Origin of the sequence: Rhodococcus sp. D-46 (assembly GCF_011290655.1) — a bacterium.
Classification (GTDB): domain Bacteria; phylum Actinomycetota; class Actinomycetes; order Mycobacteriales; family Mycobacteriaceae; genus Rhodococcus_F; species Rhodococcus_F qingshengii.
Map to the genome: position 1 here is coordinate 1 of NZ_JAANTF010000003.1, position 20,380 is coordinate 20,380.

The window sequence follows — 20,380 nt, forward strand, 5'->3', positions numbered from 1 at the left end:
CATAGAGTTACGGCGGTCATAGCGAAGGGGAAACGCCCGGTCCCATTCCGAACCCGGAAGCTAAGCCCTTCAGCGCCGATGGTACTGCACTCGACAGGGTGTGGGAGAGTAGGACACCGCCGAACACACATTAGAGAAGCCCCCCAACCAGTACTGGTTGGGGGGCTTTCTCGTACCCAAAACACCCCACCCCGCCAACACCCGAAAGCACCGCCGCCGGCACCCCCGACTTCGAGCGAACGGCACGTTCGTCGCCTCAGATCGACCCAACGTACCGTTCGCACCATCAAGGGCGGGCACGCCGCCGGCACCCCGGCATGGAGTGAACGGCACTCTCACCCTCTTGGACGAGGGGAACGGTACGCTCACACCATCAGGGCAGGGCAGGGCAGGGCAGGGCAGGGCAGGTGAGCGGATGGGCAGATCCGACAGGCGTTATCGCAGAGTCGCCTGCAGCACCTCGCAGAGCACATCCAGCGTCCTCGAGTACTGCGACTGCGTCGGCGTGCTGTAGCCGACGACGATGCCGTCACCGCCGACTGACGACACGTCGGGATGTCGGAAGACCGACAGCCCTTCGAGCCCGAGGTCGCGCGCCTGGGCCGCTGCAAGAACAGATTGTTCGGTGCCGGAGGGCAGACGGATCACAGCGTGAAGTCCCGCGGAGATCCCCTCGACCCTGACCTGGGGTACTTGCTGCGCAAGTGTCGCAACCAGTTGATCGCGTCGTCGTCGGTACGAGGTGCGCATCTTTCGAATATGGCTGTCGAATCTTCCGGATTCGATGAAGTCCGCCAAGGTCAATTGATCCGTTGAACTTACCCAGCGTTCGTAGGGTCCCTTTGTCGCGAGGACAGGTTCGATCAGCCTGTCCGGCAACACCATCCATCCGATGCGAATGGCCGGCGACAGTGTCTTGCTGACAGTGCCCAGGTACGCAACGTGCTGCGGTGCGATTCCTTGGAGTGCACCGACAGGTTTTCTGTCGTAACGGAATTCGCCGTCGTAATCGTCCTCGATGATGACGCCACCCGTAGTCGTGGCCCATTCGAGAGCGGTCGCGCGCCTCGCCGGTGTGAGGGGACCGCCGAGAGGGAACTGATGGGTCGGCGTCAGCAGAACACTCTCAGCAGAAGTAGACGCCAATTCGTCTGTGCAAGTGCCTGATTCGTCAACCGATATGGGAACTGTCAGCAGCCCTTCGTCGGCGAGCAACTGCCGGTGCAGGTGAAGGCAGAAAGCGTCGACCGCAATCGTTCCTCCGAGTGCGCGGGCAAGGAGGGAGATCCCGTGACCCGAGCTGGCACTGATCACAATGCAGTTCGGATCGACGCGAACGCCTCTGGTGCGGCTCAGGTATGTGGTGAGGGCGTTTCGGAGTTCGACTCGGCCTCTGGGATCAGTAGTCGCGAACGCGTCGGTCGGCGCGGTGGTCAAAGCACGTCTGGCGGACGAAATCCATGCAGCGCGGGGAAACGCCGACGCGTCGGGCGATCCAGGGAGAAGGCTGTAGGTCCAGCGTCGTCGAGTCGGTGATGGCTCGACCTCGCGGGTGTGTGTGCTGGCGAGCGTGGCGACCAGGGTCCCGGAACCAGGCCGTGTGACAAGCCACCCAGCTGCGGCGAGTTCGGCATAGCAGTCCGCAACGGTGTTTCGGGCAACTCCGAGGTCGAGCGCGAGGGTGCGGGAAGGTGGGAGTCTGGTGCCGGGCTTCAGCAGTCCACTGTCGATCGCGTCGCGAAGGGTCTGAAGCAGTGCAGCGCGAACCCCGATTCCCTGTGGCAGCTCGATATGTAGATCGAACCCAAGATTGGCCCACGAATTCACCACCGGATTGAACCATGTTTCCGGGTCTTTCCGGGATTACCGTTTGAGTTATGACTACAGCAACAGGACAAAGACTGGATATCGCAAAGCTGGCGCCCGAGGTCTACAAGGCGATGATTGCGTTGGATGCCGCTGCACGCAAGGGGCTGGAGCCGACGCTCGTCGAGCTGGTCCTCACGCGTGCGTCGCAGCTGAATCATTGCGCATGGTGCCTGGACATGCACACTCGCGACGCACGAAAGGTCGGCGTGACGGAGCAGAAGCTCTACCTACTGAACGCATGGGAAGAAGCGCGAGGGATGTACTCCGATCGTGAACGTGCCGCGCTCGCCTTGACCGAGGCCGTGACAGTCCTCACCGACGGTTTCGTTCCGGACGAGGTGTACAGCGAGGCTGCCGGCGAATTCTCGGACGTGGAACTGGCTCAGCTCATCAGCGTCATTTTGACGATCAATGCGTGGAATCGCATTGCGGTTACCACGAGGAAGGCGCCTCCGGTCCGAGACTGATCCGAGGCTCGTGCTCCGCTCTCCGGCAGGGCAGGGTTCCGCCGTCGGAGATCTGGGTAATCGGCGCAAAGAGGACCAAAAGATTGGTTCAGGGTGTGAACAAAACCAACAGATTCTTTGAATGTGAGGCAAATCACATAATGTGAGTGGAGATTGTTCTGGGTCATCTACAAGTTGCCCGAATCCCGACAAAGCAGTCTCGGTCGGAAGTTTCCGGCGAAGGGGTCCGCATAGCGGGCCCCTTCTTTTGCGCGCGAGCTGAAAACGCCCCTTCCTGTGAGTTTCCCCAGAATGTCCAAGTTACCGACTGGCTAGCGTTGGCGAAATGTCGGGAACGTCGCGGTTGGATGAGCAGATTTTGGGGGGATCGCGATTGTTGTGCGGTTGGACAAAGGTTCAGTCACCTTCATGGCTAACTCGTCATCCGAATGTCCAAGCTGCGCCCTGGGTGCTCGACGATTGGGTGATCTTTCTTGAAACATGCACTACATTGCCATTCAGTAACTGGCTGATTGCCAAAAGTGATCGGCTGATCCTCTCGGAAGTGAGCGCTGGGTGGCGTGGTATTGGGAATCCAGGCAACCGTCCCGCTACCGAAATGTCTTGAAAGGGAAGCTTTGATGACTGTGTCTGGTTCACGGCGTAGGCCGCTTGTTCTCCGGCTCTCGCTAACTGCAGCTATTGCCGTAACGGTCGCCGGTAGTAGCGTTGCTTTTGCTTCGCCAGCTGTGTCCGCGCCGATGCCGGTGCGAACCGCGACCGCTCCGGCGTTCACCGCCGGGTTGTGTGAGGGCACCGAGTACACGCCCTCGGAGCAGATGCTCGACATCTCCGGCATTCGGCTGGATCACTACAACGACGGCAACATCGTGCCGATGTACGGCACCACCGATCGGGGTACCTCGGCCGCGGTGGATGCTCCGGTCTGCGGTGTCCGCGACGTCGACGGAATTGCGAAGTCGGAATGGATGTACTGCACGGACTTCGATCTCGATCCGTGTGCCGGTGTCGACGAGAACGGTTTGCCGGTTGACAAGCACAACGACGAGATGGGTGCGACGGTGCCGTCTTCGGGCAATCCCGATCTGTCAGCCGACGATCTCGCTGTCATCAGTTGGTTGCTGCAGAATCCCGCCAAACTCGACGGTGTCGTTTCGGGAAATGGCAGCGAGGATGCACGTTCGGCGCGGCAGACGCTTGTGTGGTGTGTCTCGGACTACGACAATCCGCTGATGGCCGATTTCAAAAGCCTGTGCGACAGGAACATCGGTGACGACGAGCGAGCTCGCATCGTCGAGATCATGAACGTCACGCAGACGCTCGACCTCGTTCGCAAGACACCCGCGACGGGGACTCTGAAGGCCGGCGAGACTGCCGTTTTCACCCTGAATACGAATATGTACCGGAAGCCGATCACTGTTCAGTCCTCGGCGGGCACCGAACTGACCGTCTGTGGTGACAATGCCAAGGCGACGTTGACTGCAAACCAACTGACGGTCGACGGCCGCGGCGACGCACCGACTGCTGTTGATCTTTGCCTCACCGCTGCGGCCGGCGGGGACTACTCGGTGACTGCAAGCGTCATTCCGGATTCGGTCGAGAACCTGCACTGGAACACGGCAGGCGCACAGTGCCAGATCTTCGCGTCGTTCGACACCGTTCGGCCGGCTTCGATGAATGCATCTGCCAGCGTCGGATATGCAGCAGCACCCACGACGACACCGGCAACGAGCACACCGGCAACAACCACACCGGCAACGACCACACCGGCCACCACGACGCCTGCAACCCCGGTCGTTCCGATCGTGCCGATTGTTCCGATCGTGCCCATCGTGCCGATTGTGCCGGTCGTGCCTGTAGTTCCGGGTGCACCTGTTCCGTCGCAGCCGGTTGCAACTCCCGCAACTCCGGCGCCGTCGGCTCCGAAGCCGGCCACTGGCCCCCGCCCGGTTGCCATCGACGGTGGTGCTGCTGAACAGAATTCAGGCCGCAACGTCGCCGTCGCAGTGACGGGCCTCGGGCTTGTCGGAATGGCTGCTGCCGGAGCAGTTGCTCTCCGCCGCAAGCGATCCTGACACCAGGCACGTGTAGTAGACGTCGGCACCGATCACGCTTCGTGTGATCGGTGCCGACATTGATCAGACGCAGGGGGCGTCAATTCGCACGAGGTGCCGGGGGCGCCTCATCCCTCAGGAGACAGTTCGATGACCATGTACGAGTCGGATCCCAATCCATCCAATCCATACGACGATCCCAACCACGATCAGCCCGCGAGTCCAGGCAAAGGGCGTCGTGTCGCGTTCATTCTGGCTCTCATCGCGGTGTTGGTCGCCGGTGCTTCCATGGCCTTCGTCGGCCTGCGATCCTCCGATGACGATGCTGCGATCCCGCCGAGTCCGGGAGTTGTCATGTCGCACTCCGCGAATCCGGCAACGCCTACGGATGCGTTGATGACTCCCAACACCCTTTCGCTCGACCCGGTCGGTGTTCAGACGCCGATCGTGGACGCCACCGTGCCGGAAGGAGTTCTCACTCCGCCGGAGAACGTCAAGAACGTCGGAATCTGGCTCGACGGTGCATCTCTCGATTCCGCCACCGGCACGACCTTGATTGCCGGACACGTCAATCTGACCGGCCAGGGTAACGGCGCGCTGTTCGACCTGGGCACGATCGAGCCGGGTGAAGTGATCCGTACATCCGACGCGACGGGTAAGAGCACGTCGTGGAAGGTGACTGCGGTGACGACGCGCCCGAAGGCCGATGGTGTGGAGGAAAGCGTGCTGGCCGGCCCGGAGGGCCCTCGTAAGTTGGCAGTCGTAACCTGCGGCGGCGAACTGCAATTCGCGGACGGGGTGGGCAACTACGCCGACAACGTCTACCTGTACGCGGATCTGATGCTCTGAGACACAGGAATGATTCCGACGGTCCCCGATCCCTCTTCGTAGCGATCGGGGATCGCCTGTTGGATAGTGTCGCAGGTATGGATCTTCACTTGTCTGGAAAGCGTGCGATCGTTGCCGGTGGTAGCAAGGGGATCGGTCTGGCAATCGCCAGAGGTCTGGCCGCTGAAGGGGTCGACATCGCGATACTCGCGCGCACTGAGCGAACCGTCGTAAGCGTTGCACGAGATTTGGTTTCGGAGTTCGGAATTCGTGCGATCGGAGTCGTGACGGATACGCGAGACGACGACGCGGTTCAGGCGTCGGTGCGGCAAGTGGTAGAGGAGTTCGGCGGTGTCGACATTCTTGTCAATTCGGCAGCGACGCCGTTCAGCGCCGGAAAGCCGACGGATTTCGAGGCGACCACCGACGACGTCGTGCGAGACGAAGTCGAAGTGAAAGTGCTGGGGTACCTGCGAACTGCGCGCGCTGTAGCGCCGTATCTGATCGATCAGGGTTGGGGTCGGATCATCAACATCAGCGGTTTGGGTGCCAGACAGGCAACTTCGATCGCCCACACGATCCGCAACGTCAGTGTGTCTGCACTGACCAAGAATCTTGCAGACGAGCTGGGCCCCAAGGGAATCAACGTCACCGTCGTCCATCCGGGCGTGACGAGGACCGAGAGGTTGACCGCGCGGATTGCGCGCGAGTCGGAAGAATCCGGCCGCTCGCAGGCGGAGGTGGAGCGGGGTATCGCGACGAATTCGATACACCGGATCATCGACGCCGAAGAGGTGGCTGATGTCGTGACCTTCCTGGCATCGCCGCGAAGCATCGCGATCACCGGTGACGCAGTGGCAGCGGGTGGAGGAGTGCCAGGGCCGGTCTACTACTGAAATTGTGCGTACTGCTACCTGCCGGCGGTGGTGACGATCGTGTGAACGCGTCCGCCGCCGAGTCTCTTGCTTTCGTACATCGCCGAATCGGCGACTTTCTGCATGTCCGTGAACGCTGCTGCGCGGTCTTCTCCGGCGACGAATTTGTGGGTACGCACGGCGATTCCGATGCTCGAAGTCGACGGTATCTCGTCGGTATTCGAGTGCATTGCCGGTCCGATCGAGTTGAGCATCGGTCCGATGGCTGGCACGGAAAGTCTTTGAACGAGGATGAATTCGTCGCCGCCGACCCGCGCGACGACAGCATCGGCGTGTGCCCAGGCGGATAACCGCTGCGATACCCGGAGAATGATGCGATCGCCGACGTCGTGGCCGTGCACGTCGTTGATCGTCTTGAACCGGTCGATGTCGATCGCGATCACGAGTAGTGCCGCAGATTCTTGACGCTGGAACCCCCCGAGTACCTTCTCGACGTGGCGGTCGAGGCCACGACGGTTCAAGAGGCCGGTGAGAGGATCGAGGTCGGAACTGGAAGCATCCATGCTGAGCATCGTCAGCACGATCTGCGAGATGAATGCGCAGACCACCAACGCGGTGATGACGACCAGTACTTTCGAAACACCAAGGGCTGGATCGCGATCCGGCCCGAACAGAATTGGCTGCGCAGCCACCGCGATCACAAGAAGCGAAAAAGCTATGTGCGCGATCTGCAACTTCGGGTTGTGGAAGTAGGCGATGTAGATGCCGACCAGAGCAAAAATGACACAGGTGAGCAATCGTGCGAGCTGGGAGGAATCTCCAACGACGGAGATCGTGACCGCGATGTCGCAGAAGACCACGAAACCGAACGAGCGACGCTTTGTGGGGCCGAAGACCCACCATGAGACTCCGACTACGAAGCACGAGATCACGACAACAGTATTGAAGAACAGCGCAATCGTGCTTGTCGGACCGGCAGGGCTGAATCTGTTCAGTAGTGCGCACACTCCCAGTCCGATGACAATGATGCCAAGTAATAGCCGGGTGGCGGTCGTGAGGCCGTTGTCGCGGAGATAGCGAGTGAAGCGGTCGTATTGATCGGGAAGAATCAACCACTCGCGGGTCAGCGTCCTCATCGACTTCATCTGCGATGTCATGAGTGCATCAGTCCTCGAAGGCTGGAGCGTGCGCCATTCATCGCGAACTGATTCCTCTTCTGTCTGGCACATTGCAATGCTAACTGGATCGATGCCGCATCGGACCGAGATGTTCGGATCGGCGACCCGGATGTCTGCGTTGCGCCAGCATGGAGTATAAATACATCTTGTGTCTATGTTGTATTCCGCTTCCGAAACCGTCTTCCGCGAAGTCAAGGAGCTGATCCTTTCCGGCGAGCTCGCCGGCGGGGAGCTGATCAGTGAGGGTGACATCGCTGCACGGACCAATGTGAGCCGAACGCCGGTGCGTGAGGCGTTTCTGCGTCTCGAATCGGAAGGTTGGATGCGCCTCTATCCGAAGAAGGGGGCGCTGATCGTCCCGGTCGCGGATGGGGAAGCGGAACACGTAGTCAGTGCCAGACAGCTCGTCGAGACTCAGAGCGTTCGAGTGGTGTCGGTCCGACCGCACGCACGGGAAGCGCTTGTCGCAGCGTTGCGCGCGAATCTGATCGAGCAACGTGAGATTGCTGATCGCGGGGACGTGGCCGCGTTCAGCGCAATCGATGCAGACTTCCACAAGATGATCGTTGCCGCCGGTGGGAACCCTTTGCTCGACTCGTTCTACGCGAGTCTGCGCGACAGGCAACGACGGATGACAGCCCGGTCGATCTCACGCGACCCCGGCCAACTCTCGCGCATCCTTGCCGATCACACCGCGCTTACCGACCTCGTCGACACAGGCGATGCCGACGGATACAACACTGCCGTCCTCACACACATGCGCCAGGTCCACGGCCTCGGCTTCGAAGGAACTCTGTGATGAGCACCCAAACGATCGGCGCTGGGACCGCGGCCGAAACTCGTCTCGAGGGTGAACGCCTCTCCGGCGGAAAGTGGCTGTGGCTGACCGTTGCCGCCAGTATGTTCGCCGCTGCCTGGGGCGGAAACGAATTCACCCCACTGCTGGTGATGTACCGACTCGACCACGGCTATTCGCCGGTGATGGTCGATTTCTTCCTCTTCGCCTACGTCGTCGGAATTGTGCCGGCCCTGCTGCTCGGCGGCCCGCTGTCCGATCGATTGGGTCGACGCCCGATCATGCTCCCCGCGCCGATCATCGCGATCGCCGGTTCGACGCTGCTCGCTTTCGGGGCGGACTCCGCCGCTGCTCTCATCCTGGGAAGAATCCTCTGTGGCATTGCCTTGGGGATCGGTATGGCCGTCGGCGGCTCCTGGGTCAAGGAGTTGTCCACGCAACCTTGGGACCCGACGGCGTCGGAAGGCGCAGGTGCTCGGCGAGCAGCGATGAGTCTGACCGCGGGCTTCGCCTTGGGAGCGGGTGCTGCGGGAATCTTGGCGCAGTGGGCGCCCATGCCGAGTGTGTTGGCGTACGTGCTGCACATCGCGATCACCGTCCTCGCCGCCATGGCGCTGTGGCGTGCGCCCGAAACACGACCGGCACAGGCGAAATCCGACCGTCGCAGGTTGATCGACGACCTCAAGATCCCCTCGGCAGGTCACCGCAGATTCCTCTACGTCGTCGTTCCGTTGGCGCCGTGGGTGTTCGGTGCCGCCAGTGTCGCGTATGCAGTTATTCCGGCGCTCATGACCGGGCACAGTGGCGATGCGCCCGTGGCCTTTTCGGCTCTGCTGTGCATGGTCGCGCTGACATGCGGATTCGCGATTCAGTCGTTGGGGCGCAAGATCGACACCGACCGCAGTGCTCGTGGCGCCGTTGTGGCTCTGGTGTTTCTGGTGGTCGGTATGGCCGGTGCTGCTCTGGTTGCGTCGACGCTGACCGTGGCGATCGCGATCGTGGCTGCAGCGATCCTCGGTTGCGGGTACGGCATGGCACTGGTGTCCGGGTTGCTGGAGATCCAGCGAATCGCGGGGCCGGACGATCTGGCAGGATTGACCGCGGTGTTCTACTCGATCACCTACATCGGGTTCGCGGTGCCTGCGTTGCTGGCGATGCTGTCGGAAAGCATTCCGGCACTGAGCTACACGGTGACTCTGCTGTTCGGATCAGCCGCCGCCGCTGCCTGCTTGATTCTGATTCTCTTCAAGTCGCGTTCACATCTTCCGAGCGCGTGAAGCCGGCCCGCCGACTCCTGCGAGAGTCGGCGGACCGGGGCGAAATCACGCGTCCACGGTTGCGGAACCGTTTTCCGAATTGTGGACCGAATTGTGTACCGAACCAGCCGGAACCGATGCGGTCTTGTTCAGGCCGTTGAGCAAACCGGTGATATCGACGCCTGAGCTTTCGAGAGTTTCGATGACACCGGCAATCACCTGGGGACTGATGCCCAGGATCGAGCCGATCGAACCCTGCGCCCCGTCGCTTCCGCCGACGATGGAGATCCGATCGATGTCGCCGACCGGCTTCGCTGCTGCTGCGGTGGCGTCGACCAGTGCTGCCAGAACGTCAGGCAGAGTGAGCAACTGCGCGGCCTGCGGGGTGTAGGAATTGAGCGCCTCGGCGATCTGACGCTTACCGGCAGCCTCGGCTTCGAGCTTGGCGCGCAAACCATCCGCTTCGGCCTGCTGTTCGGCGCGAACGGCGTCGGCCGCTACCTTGCGGCCGTCAGCTTCGGCTTCCAGACGTGCTCGAAGGCCGTCGGCATCAGCCTGCTGCTCGGAGCGAACAGCGTCGGCGACGAGCTTTCGTGCATCGGCCTGAGCCCCGCCGGCCTGCCTTGCTGACTCGGCCTGTGCCTGGGCGCGGAGGATCGCGGCCTGTCGCTCACCCTCTGCGCGTGCGATGGAGGCTTGGCGTTCGGCCTCGGCCGGTGCAATGACATCTGCCTGCAATGCCGCTTCCGATTGCTGGGCGCGACGACGCTCGACCTCGGTGCGAGCTTCGACGCGGGCCGCCTCGGCCTGCTCACGTGCGATGCCGACGGCCTTCTCGGCCGTTGCCTGCGCGAGTGGTCCGGCCTGGTCGGCTTCGGCGTTCTCGGCTTCGGTCTGTGCTCGAAGGCGAGCGAGTTCGACGTCGCGCTTCTGATTTGCACTCGCGATCGCAGTGTCGGCCTCGGCCTGTGCGACGGAGCCTGCCTGTCGCGCCTTTGCCGACTGGATCTGCGAATCACGCTCTGCTTCAGCAGTTCCGATCGCGGCATCACGTTTGACCTCGGCGATGCGGCGCTGACCGAGCGATTCGAGGTAGCCGTTGAAGTCGGAGATTCCCGCGATCTTGATGACATCGACTTCCATGCCGATGCGTGCGAGGTCGCCGCCTGCCTCCTCGACCACGCTGCGTGCGAGCGAATCGCGGTTGGAGTTCAGATCCTCGACCGTCATGGTCGCGGTGATTCCGCGCAGGCTGCCTGCGAGGATTTCGTTGATCTGCTGCTGGAGTTCGTCCAGGTCGGAGGTCAGGAATCGTTGCACCGCTGTCTGAACCGCTTCGTCGGCGGAACCGATTCGTACCAGGCCGACTGCCTCGACGTTGACCGGAACACCGTCGTTGGAGAGCGCATTCTTGAGATTGATGCTGACGTTGAACGGCTCGAGCGACATGATGTCGACGCGTTCGATTCCCGGAATCTTGAACCGGGCTCCGCCGCGGACGACTTTCGGCTTGCCTCGTCCGGTGAAAACCGCCACTTCGTTCGGCGGGACCTTGACGTAGTTCTTCACGTAGATCGCGGGGAGAACGATGAAGATGATTACTGCGACTACAACCGCAATGATGATGATTGGCAGCATGTATCGAGTCCTTAGATCGCGTCGTCAACCGTGACGACGTGAAGGTATTGATCGTCTACATCGGCGATGTAGACGGTGGTGCCGGTGGTGAGCGCCATCGGCTGTGCACTGACGGCCTTGGCCTGCACGCGATTGCCTTCGGCGTCGACGAACGAGACTTCTCCCCAACCTTCGGCTGCAATGGTGAGAGTGACGGTGCCCAACAGCCCGGAGTACGAAGCTCGTCCGATGTGCGAATTATCTTGTTGTTCAAGGAGATAGGGGAGAAGTAGGCCGCGCGTGACGACAACGAGAACGGCGGCGAGTGCGAGTGCTGCAATCGCCGCTACCAATGTCGGAGCGTCCGCGAGAGTGGCAGCTACGCCGCCGGCGCCGAAGCCGAAAAGTGCTGTGGCCAAGGTTGTCAGGCTCAGAAATGGCAGCCCGTCTGCGTGGCCGCCGCCCAGATCTGCAACCTCGCCGACGGCAAAGGCTCCGACCAGGGCCACGACCCCGGTCACGAAACATATTGTGAATACAACGAACATCGATCCCCCGATCTACCTGTCGAGGAAGCGCGCCCTGAGAATTGTGTTGTCGGGGTCGTCCCTCGGCCCACCTCTATAGTAAAGGTAAGACAAAGATAATCGGCGCATTCGGAATGTTTCGGCGTGGTGATATCGCGGTGAGAGAGCGTCAGAGACGAGGCAGGGAGCGCTGATTCAGCCATGCATCCCACAGTGGGCGCAATGGAGTGTCGGTGAAACGTGAAGCGAGATCGGTGAATTGCTCGGTACTGACCGTGCTGTGTCGATGCTTCGTGGTCCACTGACGGATCAGTTCGAAGAACTTCTCGTCTCCGAGAACGCCGCGCAGGGCGTGCAGAGTCAATGCGCCCCGCTTGTAGATTCGATCGTCGAACATCAGGGCAGGACCGGGATTGGCGACGATCAAGTCCTGAGATTTACGCCCGAGCCCTTGATAGGCGTTTGTCGCGAGTTGGTTCGAGGACGGGCCACCGGAATTCTCGGACCAGATCCACTCCGCGTAACAGGCAAAGCCTTCGTGCAGCCAGATGTCGCACCACTGCCCGAGAGTGAGGCTGTTGCCGAACCATTGATGGGCAAGCTCGTGTGCGACAAGACGTTCGGAACCGCGCCTGCCCGTGCAATGGTTGGCTCCGAAGATCGAGAGTCCCTGCGCTTCGATGGGGATTTCGAGTTCGTCGTCGGTGACCACAGCGGTGTAGTCGGCAAAGGGATACGGCCCGAACAGCTTTCCGAAGACCTCCAACATCTGGGGTTGGCGCCCGAAGTCGACGTCGAACGCTGCTCGCAGCCGAGGTGGGTGAACGGCGAAGACCGGTACCGGCCCGGCGCTCACCTGCCGGTGCTCGTACTGACCGATCTGAATGGTTGCCAGGTAGGTTGCCATCGGTTCGGTCTGCTCGTAGACCCACGTCGTCTGACTCGCACGGGTCTGCTTGCGGATCAGCTTGCCGTTGGCGAGGGCATAGAACGGGGAATCGGTGGTGATCGAGATTCGGTACGATGCTTTGGAAATCGGATGGTCGTCGCACGGGAACCAGGACGCCGCGCCGTTGGGCTGACTTGCGACCAAAGTTCCTTCGTCGAGTTCCTCCCAGCCGACTTCGCCCCACAGGCTCTTGATCGGCTCGGGGTTGCCGCTGTACGCGATGGTGACCGACAGGGCACCGCCCGCGGGGATCTTGGTAGACGGCGTGAGGATCAGCTTGTTGTTCAAGTGCGCGTACTTGGTGCCGCGGGCACCGTTGACGGACACCTTGGACACCTGCAGGTTCTGTGCGAGGTCGAAGCTGAACTTGGATCGGCTCTCGGTGGTGACAGCGGTGATGACAGCTTTGCCGGCGAGACGGTTGCTGAAGACCTTGTACGTCAGTTCCAGTTCGTACCGGGACACGCGGTACCCGCGGTTGCCGTTGAGCGGCAGGTACGGATCGATCGGCTCCTCGAGCATTCGGTTCGGCTTCACGACGCCACCCACGGTGCAATCGGGTTGCCCTGCCAGCGGGTGGAGGGCGGAACGGTGTCACCTCGCATCACCAGAGATGCAGGCCCTACCGTCGCTCCCGCGCCGATGCCGGCTGCGGGTAGCGCGACACAGTGCGGTCCCAGCGTTGCTCCTGCTCCCAAAGTGACGGTGTCCATGGACATGATCCGATCATGGAAGAGATGAGTTTGCACGACGCACCCCCGTTCCACTGTCGCTCCGTCGCCCAAAGTCACAAGATCTGCCTCGGGTAGCCAGTACGACTCACACCAAACGCCCTTACCGATCTTGGCCCCGAGTCCACGCAAGAAGATGTTCAGTACGGCCGTACCAGTCGCTGCGCGAGCGAACCACGGCGCCGCGACGGTTTCGACGAACGCGTCGGCTACCTCGTTGCGCCAGACGAACGAACTCCACAGCGGATGCTCGACCTTGGCGATGCGCCCGACGACGATCCACTTGGCGGCGATGGTGATCGCGCCCGCCACTGCTCCGGCGACGAGCAGAATTACGCCGCTCAACAGAGCCGCGAACCAGAATCCGACGGCGCCGACCAGTGCTTCGAGTGCAAACAGAACACCGAGACCTATGCCGAACGTGACCATCACGGGGATCAGTCGGCAGGTTTCGACCACTCCGCGGGCGATCTTGAGTCGCATCGGCGGATTGAACGTGCGGGCGGCGTCGGTGTCTCCGGCAGCCCTTCTCAGACGTACCGGTGGACTACCCAGCCACGATGATCCGGACTTGGCCTTGGACGGGGTAGCCGACAGAACCGCCACCAGACCGTTCTTGGGGACGCGTCGACCGGGGGCGGTCATACCGGAGTTGCCGAGGAACGCGCGCTTGCCGATCTTGGCCTGTTCGATGTGCATCCAGCCGCCGCCGAGGCCGTAGCTCGCAACCATGGTGTCGTCAGCGAGGAATGCACCGTCGGCGACCGTCGTGAACTTGGGAAGGAGGAGCACGGTGGATGCTTCGACGTTCTTGCCGATCTTGGCGCCGAGAAGGCGGAGCCATCCCGGCGTCAGCAGGCTCGCGTAGAGCGGGAAGAGGAAGGTTCTGGCCGAGTCGAGCAGGCGTTCGGTCGCCCACACCTGCCAGCCGATGCGGCTGCGGACAGGGTGGTAACCGGGGGTCAGCCCGATCGAGAGAAGACGAACGGCCACAAGGGTGACGACTGCGAAGACGAGCAAACTCAGGATGGTCGCGACGGGAAGCATGATCAGCGATTGGAGCACTGCGCTCGCGAGCGTGTCGGTGTCGCGAATCCACCAACCGATCAATGCGATCCCGGCCATCAGCGCGAAGATCGGCATACCGGCCAGGAAGACCGAGGTGACGCCGTATACCGGCACCCAGCCGGGTGCACGCTTCGGATGTTCGGCAGGCCAAGGATGATTCGCTTTCCCGACCTTGGTGGCGGGGGAGCCGGCCCACTGCTGGTTTGCCTTCACTCGGCCGAACACCGCAGATCCGGGTTCGACGACGGCGTCGCGACCGATACGCGCGCCGGGCAGAAGCGTCGAGCGTGAACCGACGGAGGCGCCGTCACCGATCTTGATCTCGCCGATGTGGATGACGTCGCCGTCGATCCAGTGGCCCGAGAGGTCGACTTCGGGTTCGACGGAGCAGCCGTCACCGAGTTCGAGCATGCCGGTGATGGGAGGAAGTGTGTGGAGATCGACGCCGCTGCCGATGTCGGCGCCGAGGGCGCGGGCGTAGTAGAGCATCCACGGTGCGCCCGAAAGGTTGGCTGCGCCACTGGCTTCGGTGAGTCGCAGCGCTATCCACAGACGCAGGTGTTCACTACCGCCTCGCGGATACGTGCCCGGTTCCAGCTTGCGTAGGAGCAGGCGCGCCCCGACGACGGCGATGGTCATACGGCCGATCGGTGTGATGAACAGGATGAACGCCAACAGGATCCACCACCACGAGACCGTGGGCGCCCAGCTGACGTCGACGAACCAGCCGAGGACGTTGTTCGCGATCGCCAGCCACGTCACCCACTGCAGTCCGGTGAGCGTCGTGAGTGGAACGGTGACGGCGATCTGCGCCAGCTGAGTTTTCAAGGGTGTCGGAGCGACGATGCGCGGCTCCACAGTTTCGGTGGGTGCCAATTCGTCGAGATATTCGGCGAGCGATCCCAACCGCGGATGGTCGTAGAGTTGTGCGACGGTCACTTCTGGGAACCGCTCGCGCAGGGCGGTCACCAACTGAGCAGCAGAGAGGGATCCGCCGCCCACTTCGAAGAAGTCGTCGTCGAGTCCGGTGATCTGGGCTCCCAGGATCGATCCCCACAGGCCGGCAACCCAGGCAGCGGTGCCGTCGAGGCCCAACGCGGCCCCGGCATCTTCACCGGCGCCGGGCAACGGCCACGGCAGCGCATTGCGGTCGACCTTGCCTGACGTACGCGTCGGAAGTTCGTCCATCAACGCCAGACGCGGCACGAGGGCTGCTGGTAGCTGCTCGCTGAGCAGTGCATGAGCGGCCTTGAGATCGAAGTCGGGATCCGTGCTGGCGACGTATCCGACGAGGAGCTGGTTGCCGGCTGCCGTCTTCTTCACGGCTGCGGCAGCGCCGCTCACACCCGGCAGGTTCTGCAAGGCGTTGTCGACCTCACCGAGTTCGATGCGCCTGCCGCCGAGCTTGACCTGATCGTCCGCGCGGCCCTGGAACATCAGGCCGGTGGTCTCGAGCCGGACTAGGTCGCCGCTTCGGTAGGCGCGATCCCACCCGAGCGAGGGCATCGACGCGTACTTCTCGGCGTCCTTCGCGGGATCGAGGTAACGGGCGAGGCCGACGCCGCCGATCACCAGCTCGCCCACCTCACCGACCGCGACGGGATTGCTCTGGGCGTCGACGACGGCAAGGTCCCAGCCGTCGAGGGGGAGGCCGATGCTGACGGGGCTCTTGCCGTCCATCAGTGCGCCGCAGGCGACGACGGTTGCCTCGGTGGGGCCGTAAGTGTTCCAGACCTCGCGGCCCTCGACGGCCAGGCGTTCGGCCAGTTCGGGTGGGCAGGCTTCGCCGCCGAAGATCAGGAGTCGAACGGCTTCGAGGGCCTCGGCCGGCCACAGAGACGCAAGCGTCGGCACAGTGGAGACGATGCTGACGTCACGCGAGACCAGCCACGGGCCGAGGTCCATGCCGCTGCGAACCAGCGAACGAGGAGCCGGGACGAGGCAGGCGCCGTGGCGCCACGCGAGCCACATCTCCTCGCAGGACGCGTCGAATGCCACGGAGAGTCCCGCGAGGACGCGGTCACCAGGCCCGATGGGCTCGTCCTGGAGGAACATGCGCGCCTCGGCGTCGACGAAGGCAGCGGCATTGAGGTGAGTGACCGCGACGCCCTTGGGGGTGCCCGTGGATCCTGAGGTGAAGATGATCCAGGCGTCGTCCTCGGGTTCGGGTTCGCGAACCGGTGGATGTTCGAGCCGCTTCGGCGCCGTCCCCGGCTGGATTCCGTCGCCGGTGATGATCGCCGCTACCTGCGCCTCGCCGAACACCAACTCGGCGCGCTCTTCCGGATCGTCGGCGTCGACGGGAACGTAGGCGGCGCCCGCCGCGAGGATCGACAGGATCGCGACGTACAGCGAACGCGAACCTGACGGCATCCTGATTCCGACGCGGTCACCTGCGCCGACGCCGGCATCACCGAGCCAGCGCGCACCGAGCTCGATCTCGTCGAGCAACTCCGAGTACGACAGTGTGGTGTCGCCGTCGTCGATGGCAGGTGCTTCCGGGTTGGCCTCGGCTGAGGCCCGCACGATGTCGATGAGCGTGCGCGGCGCAGGTGCATGCGCCGACCGTAGGAATACGGACGGAATCCCGAAAGATTGTTCCGTCTCCGACTGCGACTGGAGTGGCAAACCCGTTGGTCCTGTTCTACTCACGAAACTTAGAGTCCTGCGAACTGTCGAGTTGAAAGTCTCATGACAAGTTTGCGAGTTGGTGAACAGATATGCCTAATGCAACATGCCGAACGTGCCGGTCAGTCCGTACTGGCAGCTTGCGCGTGGCCTTCTGCCGAGTCGGCGAACTCGGGTGTGTCGAACACCTCTCCGCCCAGTGGATCGACGACCTTCGATTCCTCGGAGAAGTCGACGGCGCCGGTATCCGGGTCGATGTTGACCGCATGGGCGGGAACTTCGTGGACCGCGACGAGCATGTGGGCGTCGGAGGGATCCGTCATGATTCCGCTTTGTGACGGGGTCAGCCCGGCGAAGGTCGACGAGATCTTCAGATCGCGGAGCCGCTTTTCGGTGGGTTGCGGAACGTCGGTCGATGCCGAGGCATTTGTAGAAACCCGCAGGTAGCGTGGTGCTGAAGCGACCTCGTATCGGAACGCCTTCAGCATCGACAGACATGCCAGCACCATGATGACCGAGAACGGTACCGCCGTGGCGATGGCAACGGTTTGCAGCGCCGTGAGCGATCCACTGCCACCCACGATGAGGAGAACTGCGGCCGCGGCACCGGAGAGGAACGTCCAGTAGACACGCGTGATCTTGGAGGTCTCCAAGCTGCCACCGGTCGCGAGGATGTCGATGACGATCGAGCCGGAGTCCGCGGACGTGACGAAGAAGAACACGATCACGACGATCGCGAGAACACTCGAAATCGTTCCGAGCGGAAGTCCGTCGAGAAGCGTGAACAATGACGTGTTGGTGTCCACTGCGCCGGATGCGTCGAGCATCGTGCCCTCGTTGCGCTGACGCAGAATGCCGGAGTTACCGAAGATCGTGAACCACAACGAACCGACCAGCGTCGGGGCCAGCAGCACACCGAAGACGAATTCGCGGATGGTGCGGCCGCGTGAGATGCGCGCGATGAACATGCCGACGAACGGTGCCCAACTCATCCACCAACCCCAGTAGAAGATGGTCCATGCACCCTGCCAGCCGTCTTCGGCGAACGGGGACGTGCGCAGCATCAGCTCGGGCAAGGCCTGGACGTATCCGCCGAGGTTCTGCACCCACGACTGCATCAGGAACAATGTCGGTCCTAGAATCAGGACGAACAGGGCCAGCGCGGCAGCAAGCATCATGTTGATGTTGGAGAGCCACTTGAGGCCCTTCGTGACGCCGGAGACGACCGAGAAGGTGGCCATGCCCGTCACGATGACGATGATGGTGATGACCAACCAGTTGTCGGTCTCCACCCAGCCGAGGTAGTCGAGGCCGGCCGAGATCTGCTGGACACCGAAGCCCAGCGACGTCGCGACACCGAACAGCGTGCCGACGATGGCGACGACGTCGATGGCGTGGCCGATCTTTCCTTCGATGCGAGCCCGTCCGAGGAGCGGCTCGAGCAGCCACCGGATCGACAGCGGGCGACCCTTTCGGTAGGTCATGTACGCCAGACCAAGGCCGACGACGACGTAGATCGCCCATGCATGAAGGCCCCAGTGGAACAGCGTCAGTTCCATCGCTTGATTGGCTGCGGCGTCCGTGGATCCGGCGATCTGCCCGGCGACGGGTGGGGTCACGTAGTGCGAAAGGGGTTCGGCTACTCCGTAGAACACGAGGCCGATGCCCATCCCGGCGCTGAAGAGCATCGCGAACCACGAGAGCATGCCGAACTCGGGCTGCTCGTCGTCACGTCCCAATCGGATGTTGCCGATGCGGCTGATTCCGCAGTACAGCGCAAAGATCACGAAACCGGTAGCCGAGAGGATGTACCACCAGCCGACGCCGTCGCTGATCGCGTTGTTGAGAGTTTCGAAAGCATCCGCAGCGGTTCCCGCATAGATCACGGCAAAGGCGATCAGGGCAAAGATCACTATCGACGCGGGGATGAACACGGGTTTCCGTAGTTCACGCCACGCAGTTTTGACCGCAGTCATTCCACTCCTCGAACGTTCAGGCATTCACAGCGCCCATACGGGCAGCCACGTGTCACGCGTAGGTGGGCGTTGCGCTCACACCATCGCAGGTCAAGACCGGGCTATTGCTTTGAAATTCAACGTAACGTCAAGTTTCGGTCAACTCAACTGGACGAAAGATGCTGCACTGTCGCGAAAGTTCTCACTGGATACCGTAGTTCCGGTTGTAAATCGTTGGGTAATAGTGGCATTGGGCCATGAGTGGAATGCTGAACGGCGAATTCGATTGGTACGGTGAGTTGAATCGGTCGAGTCGACGCTCACCGATTGACCACATTTGTCAAACTCGGCGAAACAGCCTGTCTGTCAGGTGGTTAACTCCTGGTGTGCTTGCCCGATCGTGGCGGTCAGGTGTCGATACCTAACTGTGATTGTGATGGTCGCAACTATCAGTGATGCGGGCCCTGTTCGCCCCGCTGAGCGTCGATCAGATCCATCGCATCCTTCAGACCCAAGCCCGGATGCAGTTCGCGTAGTGCCTTGATTGCCGGAATACGGTCGTCAGTCGACGCGAGTGCGCTACGGACGTCGTCGGCGGGTATTTCGGTGGGGGCAGTCGTCCCTTCCCACCACACCGACTGAGGTTTGTTCCTGTTTCGCCAGGCTTGGACGGTGCCGTAGGCAAATCCGGCCGTCGCGAAAAGCCAGATTGCCAGGCGAACCCAATTACCGGTTGTCGGTTCCGTGGTCACTGTATGGATGGTGCTCGGACCGATTACGACTACGAGCAGGACGAGGCCAATCGTCTGCCACCATCGCTCGACGCGCCTGCTCGGATTCCACCACTCGGCCATCGATCGATACTCGCACAGGGCTGCTGTTTCGGTGCGACGATGGAGATCATGGAGATTCGTGATGCGGTGGAGCGACTTCGGGCGGATTCCGGGACCTCGATGATCTTCGGAGAACCGCACCAGACCAGCGACGGATCGACGATCATCACGGTTTCGCGTCTACACCGGCGGTGGCGGGGCGACCCGATACCGGTGCCAGTGGGAGTGTTCTCGATCCACGAGGGTGAGCCGTCGTGGTCACCGGCCGTCGATCACACCAGGGCGGCTTTGATGGGGGAGTTCATCGGGCTGGCGGCCGCGGTGATCGCAACCCTGGCAGTTCTACGTCGACCGCCCTGGCCTGATGTGACGATTCAGAAGGGGTGACCCAGAATTACGCCGATCAGTTGGAACGGCATCGCGAGGAACATCGATCCGACGTAGAGCGGATAGCGAATCGGATCGCCGGCGAGGTAACCCTCGGCGAGCCAGGCCATGACGTCTGCTGATCCCATAGTCGTTACTTCCCTTCGCTGTTGTGGTTCACCGACATTTTCGGTCGTGGGAGTTGTTTTGTTACAAGCGAACTCGAAGGAGGAGTACATGTGAAGGCAGTTTCGACGCAGCAAACGTCGTCAAGCGAGATCCCCGGGGGCGGTGTCCTCTACCAGCTAAGTCTCGATACTTAGCACTGTTCCGTAGTGAAATCTGTGCGTTCTGCACATGTCGGGACAATTCGGTGAGCCCTA

Annotated in this window: 16 protein-coding genes and 1 rRNA gene; 8 read left to right on the plus strand and 9 right to left on the minus strand. The window is 62.0% G+C overall.

What is annotated here, in order from left to right:
* The first annotated feature begins 8 nt into the window (after positions 1-8).
* Positions 9-125, plus strand: a 5S ribosomal RNA gene (rrf, locus tag G9U53_RS08030).
* A gap of 310 nt (positions 126-435) precedes the next feature.
* On the opposite strand, the gene G9U53_RS08035 is transcribed toward rrf, so the two are convergent.
* Positions 436-1,830 carry a PLP-dependent aminotransferase family protein gene (locus tag G9U53_RS08035; protein WP_082661499.1) on the minus strand — a complete coding sequence of 465 codons (1,395 nt, stop codon included), beginning with the start codon at positions 1,828-1,830 and terminating at the stop codon, positions 436-438.
* Positions 1,831-1,877: 47 nt separating this feature from the next.
* Between G9U53_RS08035 and G9U53_RS08040 the strand changes: the two genes are divergently transcribed.
* The 4 genes from G9U53_RS08040 to G9U53_RS08055 all read left to right on the plus strand — a co-directional run bounded on the left by G9U53_RS08040 (position 1,878) and on the right by G9U53_RS08055 (position 6,114).
* Positions 1,878-2,336: a carboxymuconolactone decarboxylase family protein gene (locus G9U53_RS08040; protein WP_007727180.1), complete on the plus strand. Its 459-nt coding sequence runs from the start codon at positions 1,878-1,880 to the stop codon at positions 2,334-2,336.
* 620 nt (positions 2,337-2,956) lie between these two features.
* Entirely contained in the window at positions 2,957-4,411 is a 1,455-nt protein-coding gene (locus G9U53_RS08045) for a hypothetical protein (RefSeq protein ID WP_242692479.1), read from the plus strand.
* 129 nt (positions 4,412-4,540) lie between these two features.
* Positions 4,541-5,239 (plus strand): class F sortase, encoded by a 699-nt coding sequence (locus tag G9U53_RS08050; RefSeq protein WP_165638570.1) that lies wholly within the window; start codon positions 4,541-4,543, stop codon positions 5,237-5,239.
* A 77-nt stretch (positions 5,240-5,316) separates the two neighbouring features.
* The gene (locus G9U53_RS08055; RefSeq protein WP_047269707.1) at positions 5,317-6,114 is read left to right on the plus strand and encodes an SDR family oxidoreductase; all 798 of its coding nucleotides are present in this window, start codon (positions 5,317-5,319) and stop codon (positions 6,112-6,114) included.
* 14 nt (positions 6,115-6,128) lie between these two features.
* On the opposite strand, the gene G9U53_RS08060 is transcribed toward G9U53_RS08055, so the two are convergent.
* Positions 6,129-7,250 carry a GGDEF domain-containing protein gene (locus G9U53_RS08060; RefSeq protein WP_058039321.1) on the minus strand — a complete coding sequence of 374 codons (1,122 nt, stop codon included), beginning with the start codon at positions 7,248-7,250 and terminating at the stop codon, positions 6,129-6,131.
* 175 nt (positions 7,251-7,425) lie between these two features.
* Between G9U53_RS08060 and G9U53_RS08065 the strand changes: the two genes are divergently transcribed.
* Both G9U53_RS08065 and G9U53_RS08070 read left to right on the plus strand, forming a co-directional pair.
* A complete protein-coding gene (locus G9U53_RS08065) occupies positions 7,426-8,070 on the plus strand; it encodes a GntR family transcriptional regulator (protein ID WP_007727164.1) in 645 nt (214 codons plus the stop codon).
* A complete protein-coding gene (locus G9U53_RS08070; protein WP_052959811.1) occupies positions 8,070-9,344 on the plus strand; it encodes an MFS transporter in 1,275 nt (424 codons plus the stop codon). The genes G9U53_RS08065 and G9U53_RS08070 overlap by 1 nt, the downstream gene beginning before the upstream one ends.
* Positions 9,345-9,389: 45 nt before the next feature.
* Here the strand turns inward: G9U53_RS08070 and G9U53_RS08075 are convergent, their stop codons facing one another.
* The 6 genes from G9U53_RS08075 to G9U53_RS08100 form a co-directional block, all read right to left on the minus strand.
* Positions 9,390-10,961, minus strand: a complete 1,572-nt coding sequence (locus tag G9U53_RS08075) for a flotillin family protein (protein WP_050655914.1) — start codon at positions 10,959-10,961, stop codon at positions 9,390-9,392.
* Positions 10,962-10,972: 11 nt separating this feature from the next.
* Positions 10,973-11,461 carry a hypothetical protein gene (locus tag G9U53_RS08080; protein ID WP_172827109.1) on the minus strand — a complete coding sequence of 163 codons (489 nt, stop codon included), beginning with the start codon at positions 11,459-11,461 and terminating at the stop codon, positions 10,973-10,975.
* Between the two features lie 175 nt (positions 11,462-11,636).
* On the minus strand, positions 11,637-12,938 hold the full coding sequence (locus tag G9U53_RS08085) for a M1 family metallopeptidase (RefSeq protein WP_050655931.1): 1,302 nt from the start codon (positions 12,936-12,938) through the stop codon (positions 11,637-11,639).
* A gap of 11 nt (positions 12,939-12,949) precedes the next feature.
* Positions 12,950-16,843, minus strand: coding sequence for a Pls/PosA family non-ribosomal peptide synthetase (locus G9U53_RS08090; RefSeq protein ID WP_165638654.1), 3,894 nt, complete (start codon positions 16,841-16,843; stop codon positions 12,950-12,952).
* 122 nt (positions 16,844-16,965) lie between these two features.
* Positions 16,966-18,819 (minus strand): BCCT family transporter, encoded by a 1,854-nt coding sequence (locus G9U53_RS08095; protein WP_058039290.1) that lies wholly within the window; start codon positions 18,817-18,819, stop codon positions 16,966-16,968.
* A gap of 428 nt (positions 18,820-19,247) precedes the next feature.
* Complete coding sequence (locus G9U53_RS08100) at positions 19,248-19,550, minus strand: ribosomal protein L7/L12 (RefSeq protein WP_232329970.1); 303 nt, start codon at positions 19,548-19,550, stop codon at positions 19,248-19,250.
* Between the two features lie 141 nt (positions 19,551-19,691).
* Between G9U53_RS08100 and G9U53_RS08105 the strand changes: the two genes are divergently transcribed.
* The gene (locus tag G9U53_RS08105) at positions 19,692-20,018 is read left to right on the plus strand and encodes a hypothetical protein (protein ID WP_058039289.1); all 327 of its coding nucleotides are present in this window, start codon (positions 19,692-19,694) and stop codon (positions 20,016-20,018) included.
* Here the strand turns inward: G9U53_RS08105 and G9U53_RS08110 are convergent.
* Positions 20,006-20,146: a hypothetical protein gene (locus tag G9U53_RS08110; RefSeq protein WP_003941170.1), complete on the minus strand. Its 141-nt coding sequence runs from the start codon at positions 20,144-20,146 to the stop codon at positions 20,006-20,008. The two genes, G9U53_RS08105 and G9U53_RS08110, sit on opposite strands and share 13 nt — an antisense overlap.
* Positions 20,147-20,380: the final 234 nt, after the last annotated feature.

Excerpts from the sequence above, each read along its gene's own strand:
- G9U53_RS08040 (WP_007727180.1), top strand. The coding sequence starts at position 1,878 with ATGACTACAGCAACAGGACAAAGACTGGATATCGCAAAGCTGGCGCCC.
- G9U53_RS08095 (WP_058039290.1), bottom strand. The coding sequence starts at position 18,819 with ATGACTGCGGTCAAAACTGCGTGGCGTGAACTACGGAAACCCGTGTTC.
- G9U53_RS08075 (WP_050655914.1), bottom strand. The coding sequence starts at position 10,961 with ATGCTGCCAATCATCATCATTGCGGTTGTAGTCGCAGTAATCATCTTC.
- G9U53_RS08110 (WP_003941170.1), bottom strand. The coding sequence starts at position 20,146 with ATGGGATCAGCAGACGTCATGGCCTGGCTCGCCGAGGGTTACCTCGCC.
- G9U53_RS08060 (WP_058039321.1), bottom strand. The coding sequence starts at position 7,250 with ATGACATCGCAGATGAAGTCGATGAGGACGCTGACCCGCGAGTGGTTG.
- G9U53_RS08065 (WP_007727164.1), top strand. The coding sequence starts at position 7,426 with ATGTTGTATTCCGCTTCCGAAACCGTCTTCCGCGAAGTCAAGGAGCTG.
- G9U53_RS08105 (WP_058039289.1), top strand. The coding sequence starts at position 19,692 with ATGGAGATCATGGAGATTCGTGATGCGGTGGAGCGACTTCGGGCGGAT.
- G9U53_RS08055 (WP_047269707.1), top strand. The coding sequence starts at position 5,317 with ATGGATCTTCACTTGTCTGGAAAGCGTGCGATCGTTGCCGGTGGTAGC.
- G9U53_RS08045 (WP_242692479.1), top strand. The coding sequence starts at position 2,957 with ATGACTGTGTCTGGTTCACGGCGTAGGCCGCTTGTTCTCCGGCTCTCG.
- G9U53_RS08050 (WP_165638570.1), top strand. The coding sequence starts at position 4,541 with ATGACCATGTACGAGTCGGATCCCAATCCATCCAATCCATACGACGAT.
- G9U53_RS08085 (WP_050655931.1), bottom strand. The coding sequence starts at position 12,938 with ATGCTCGAGGAGCCGATCGATCCGTACCTGCCGCTCAACGGCAACCGC.
- G9U53_RS08070 (WP_052959811.1), top strand. The coding sequence starts at position 8,070 with ATGAGCACCCAAACGATCGGCGCTGGGACCGCGGCCGAAACTCGTCTC.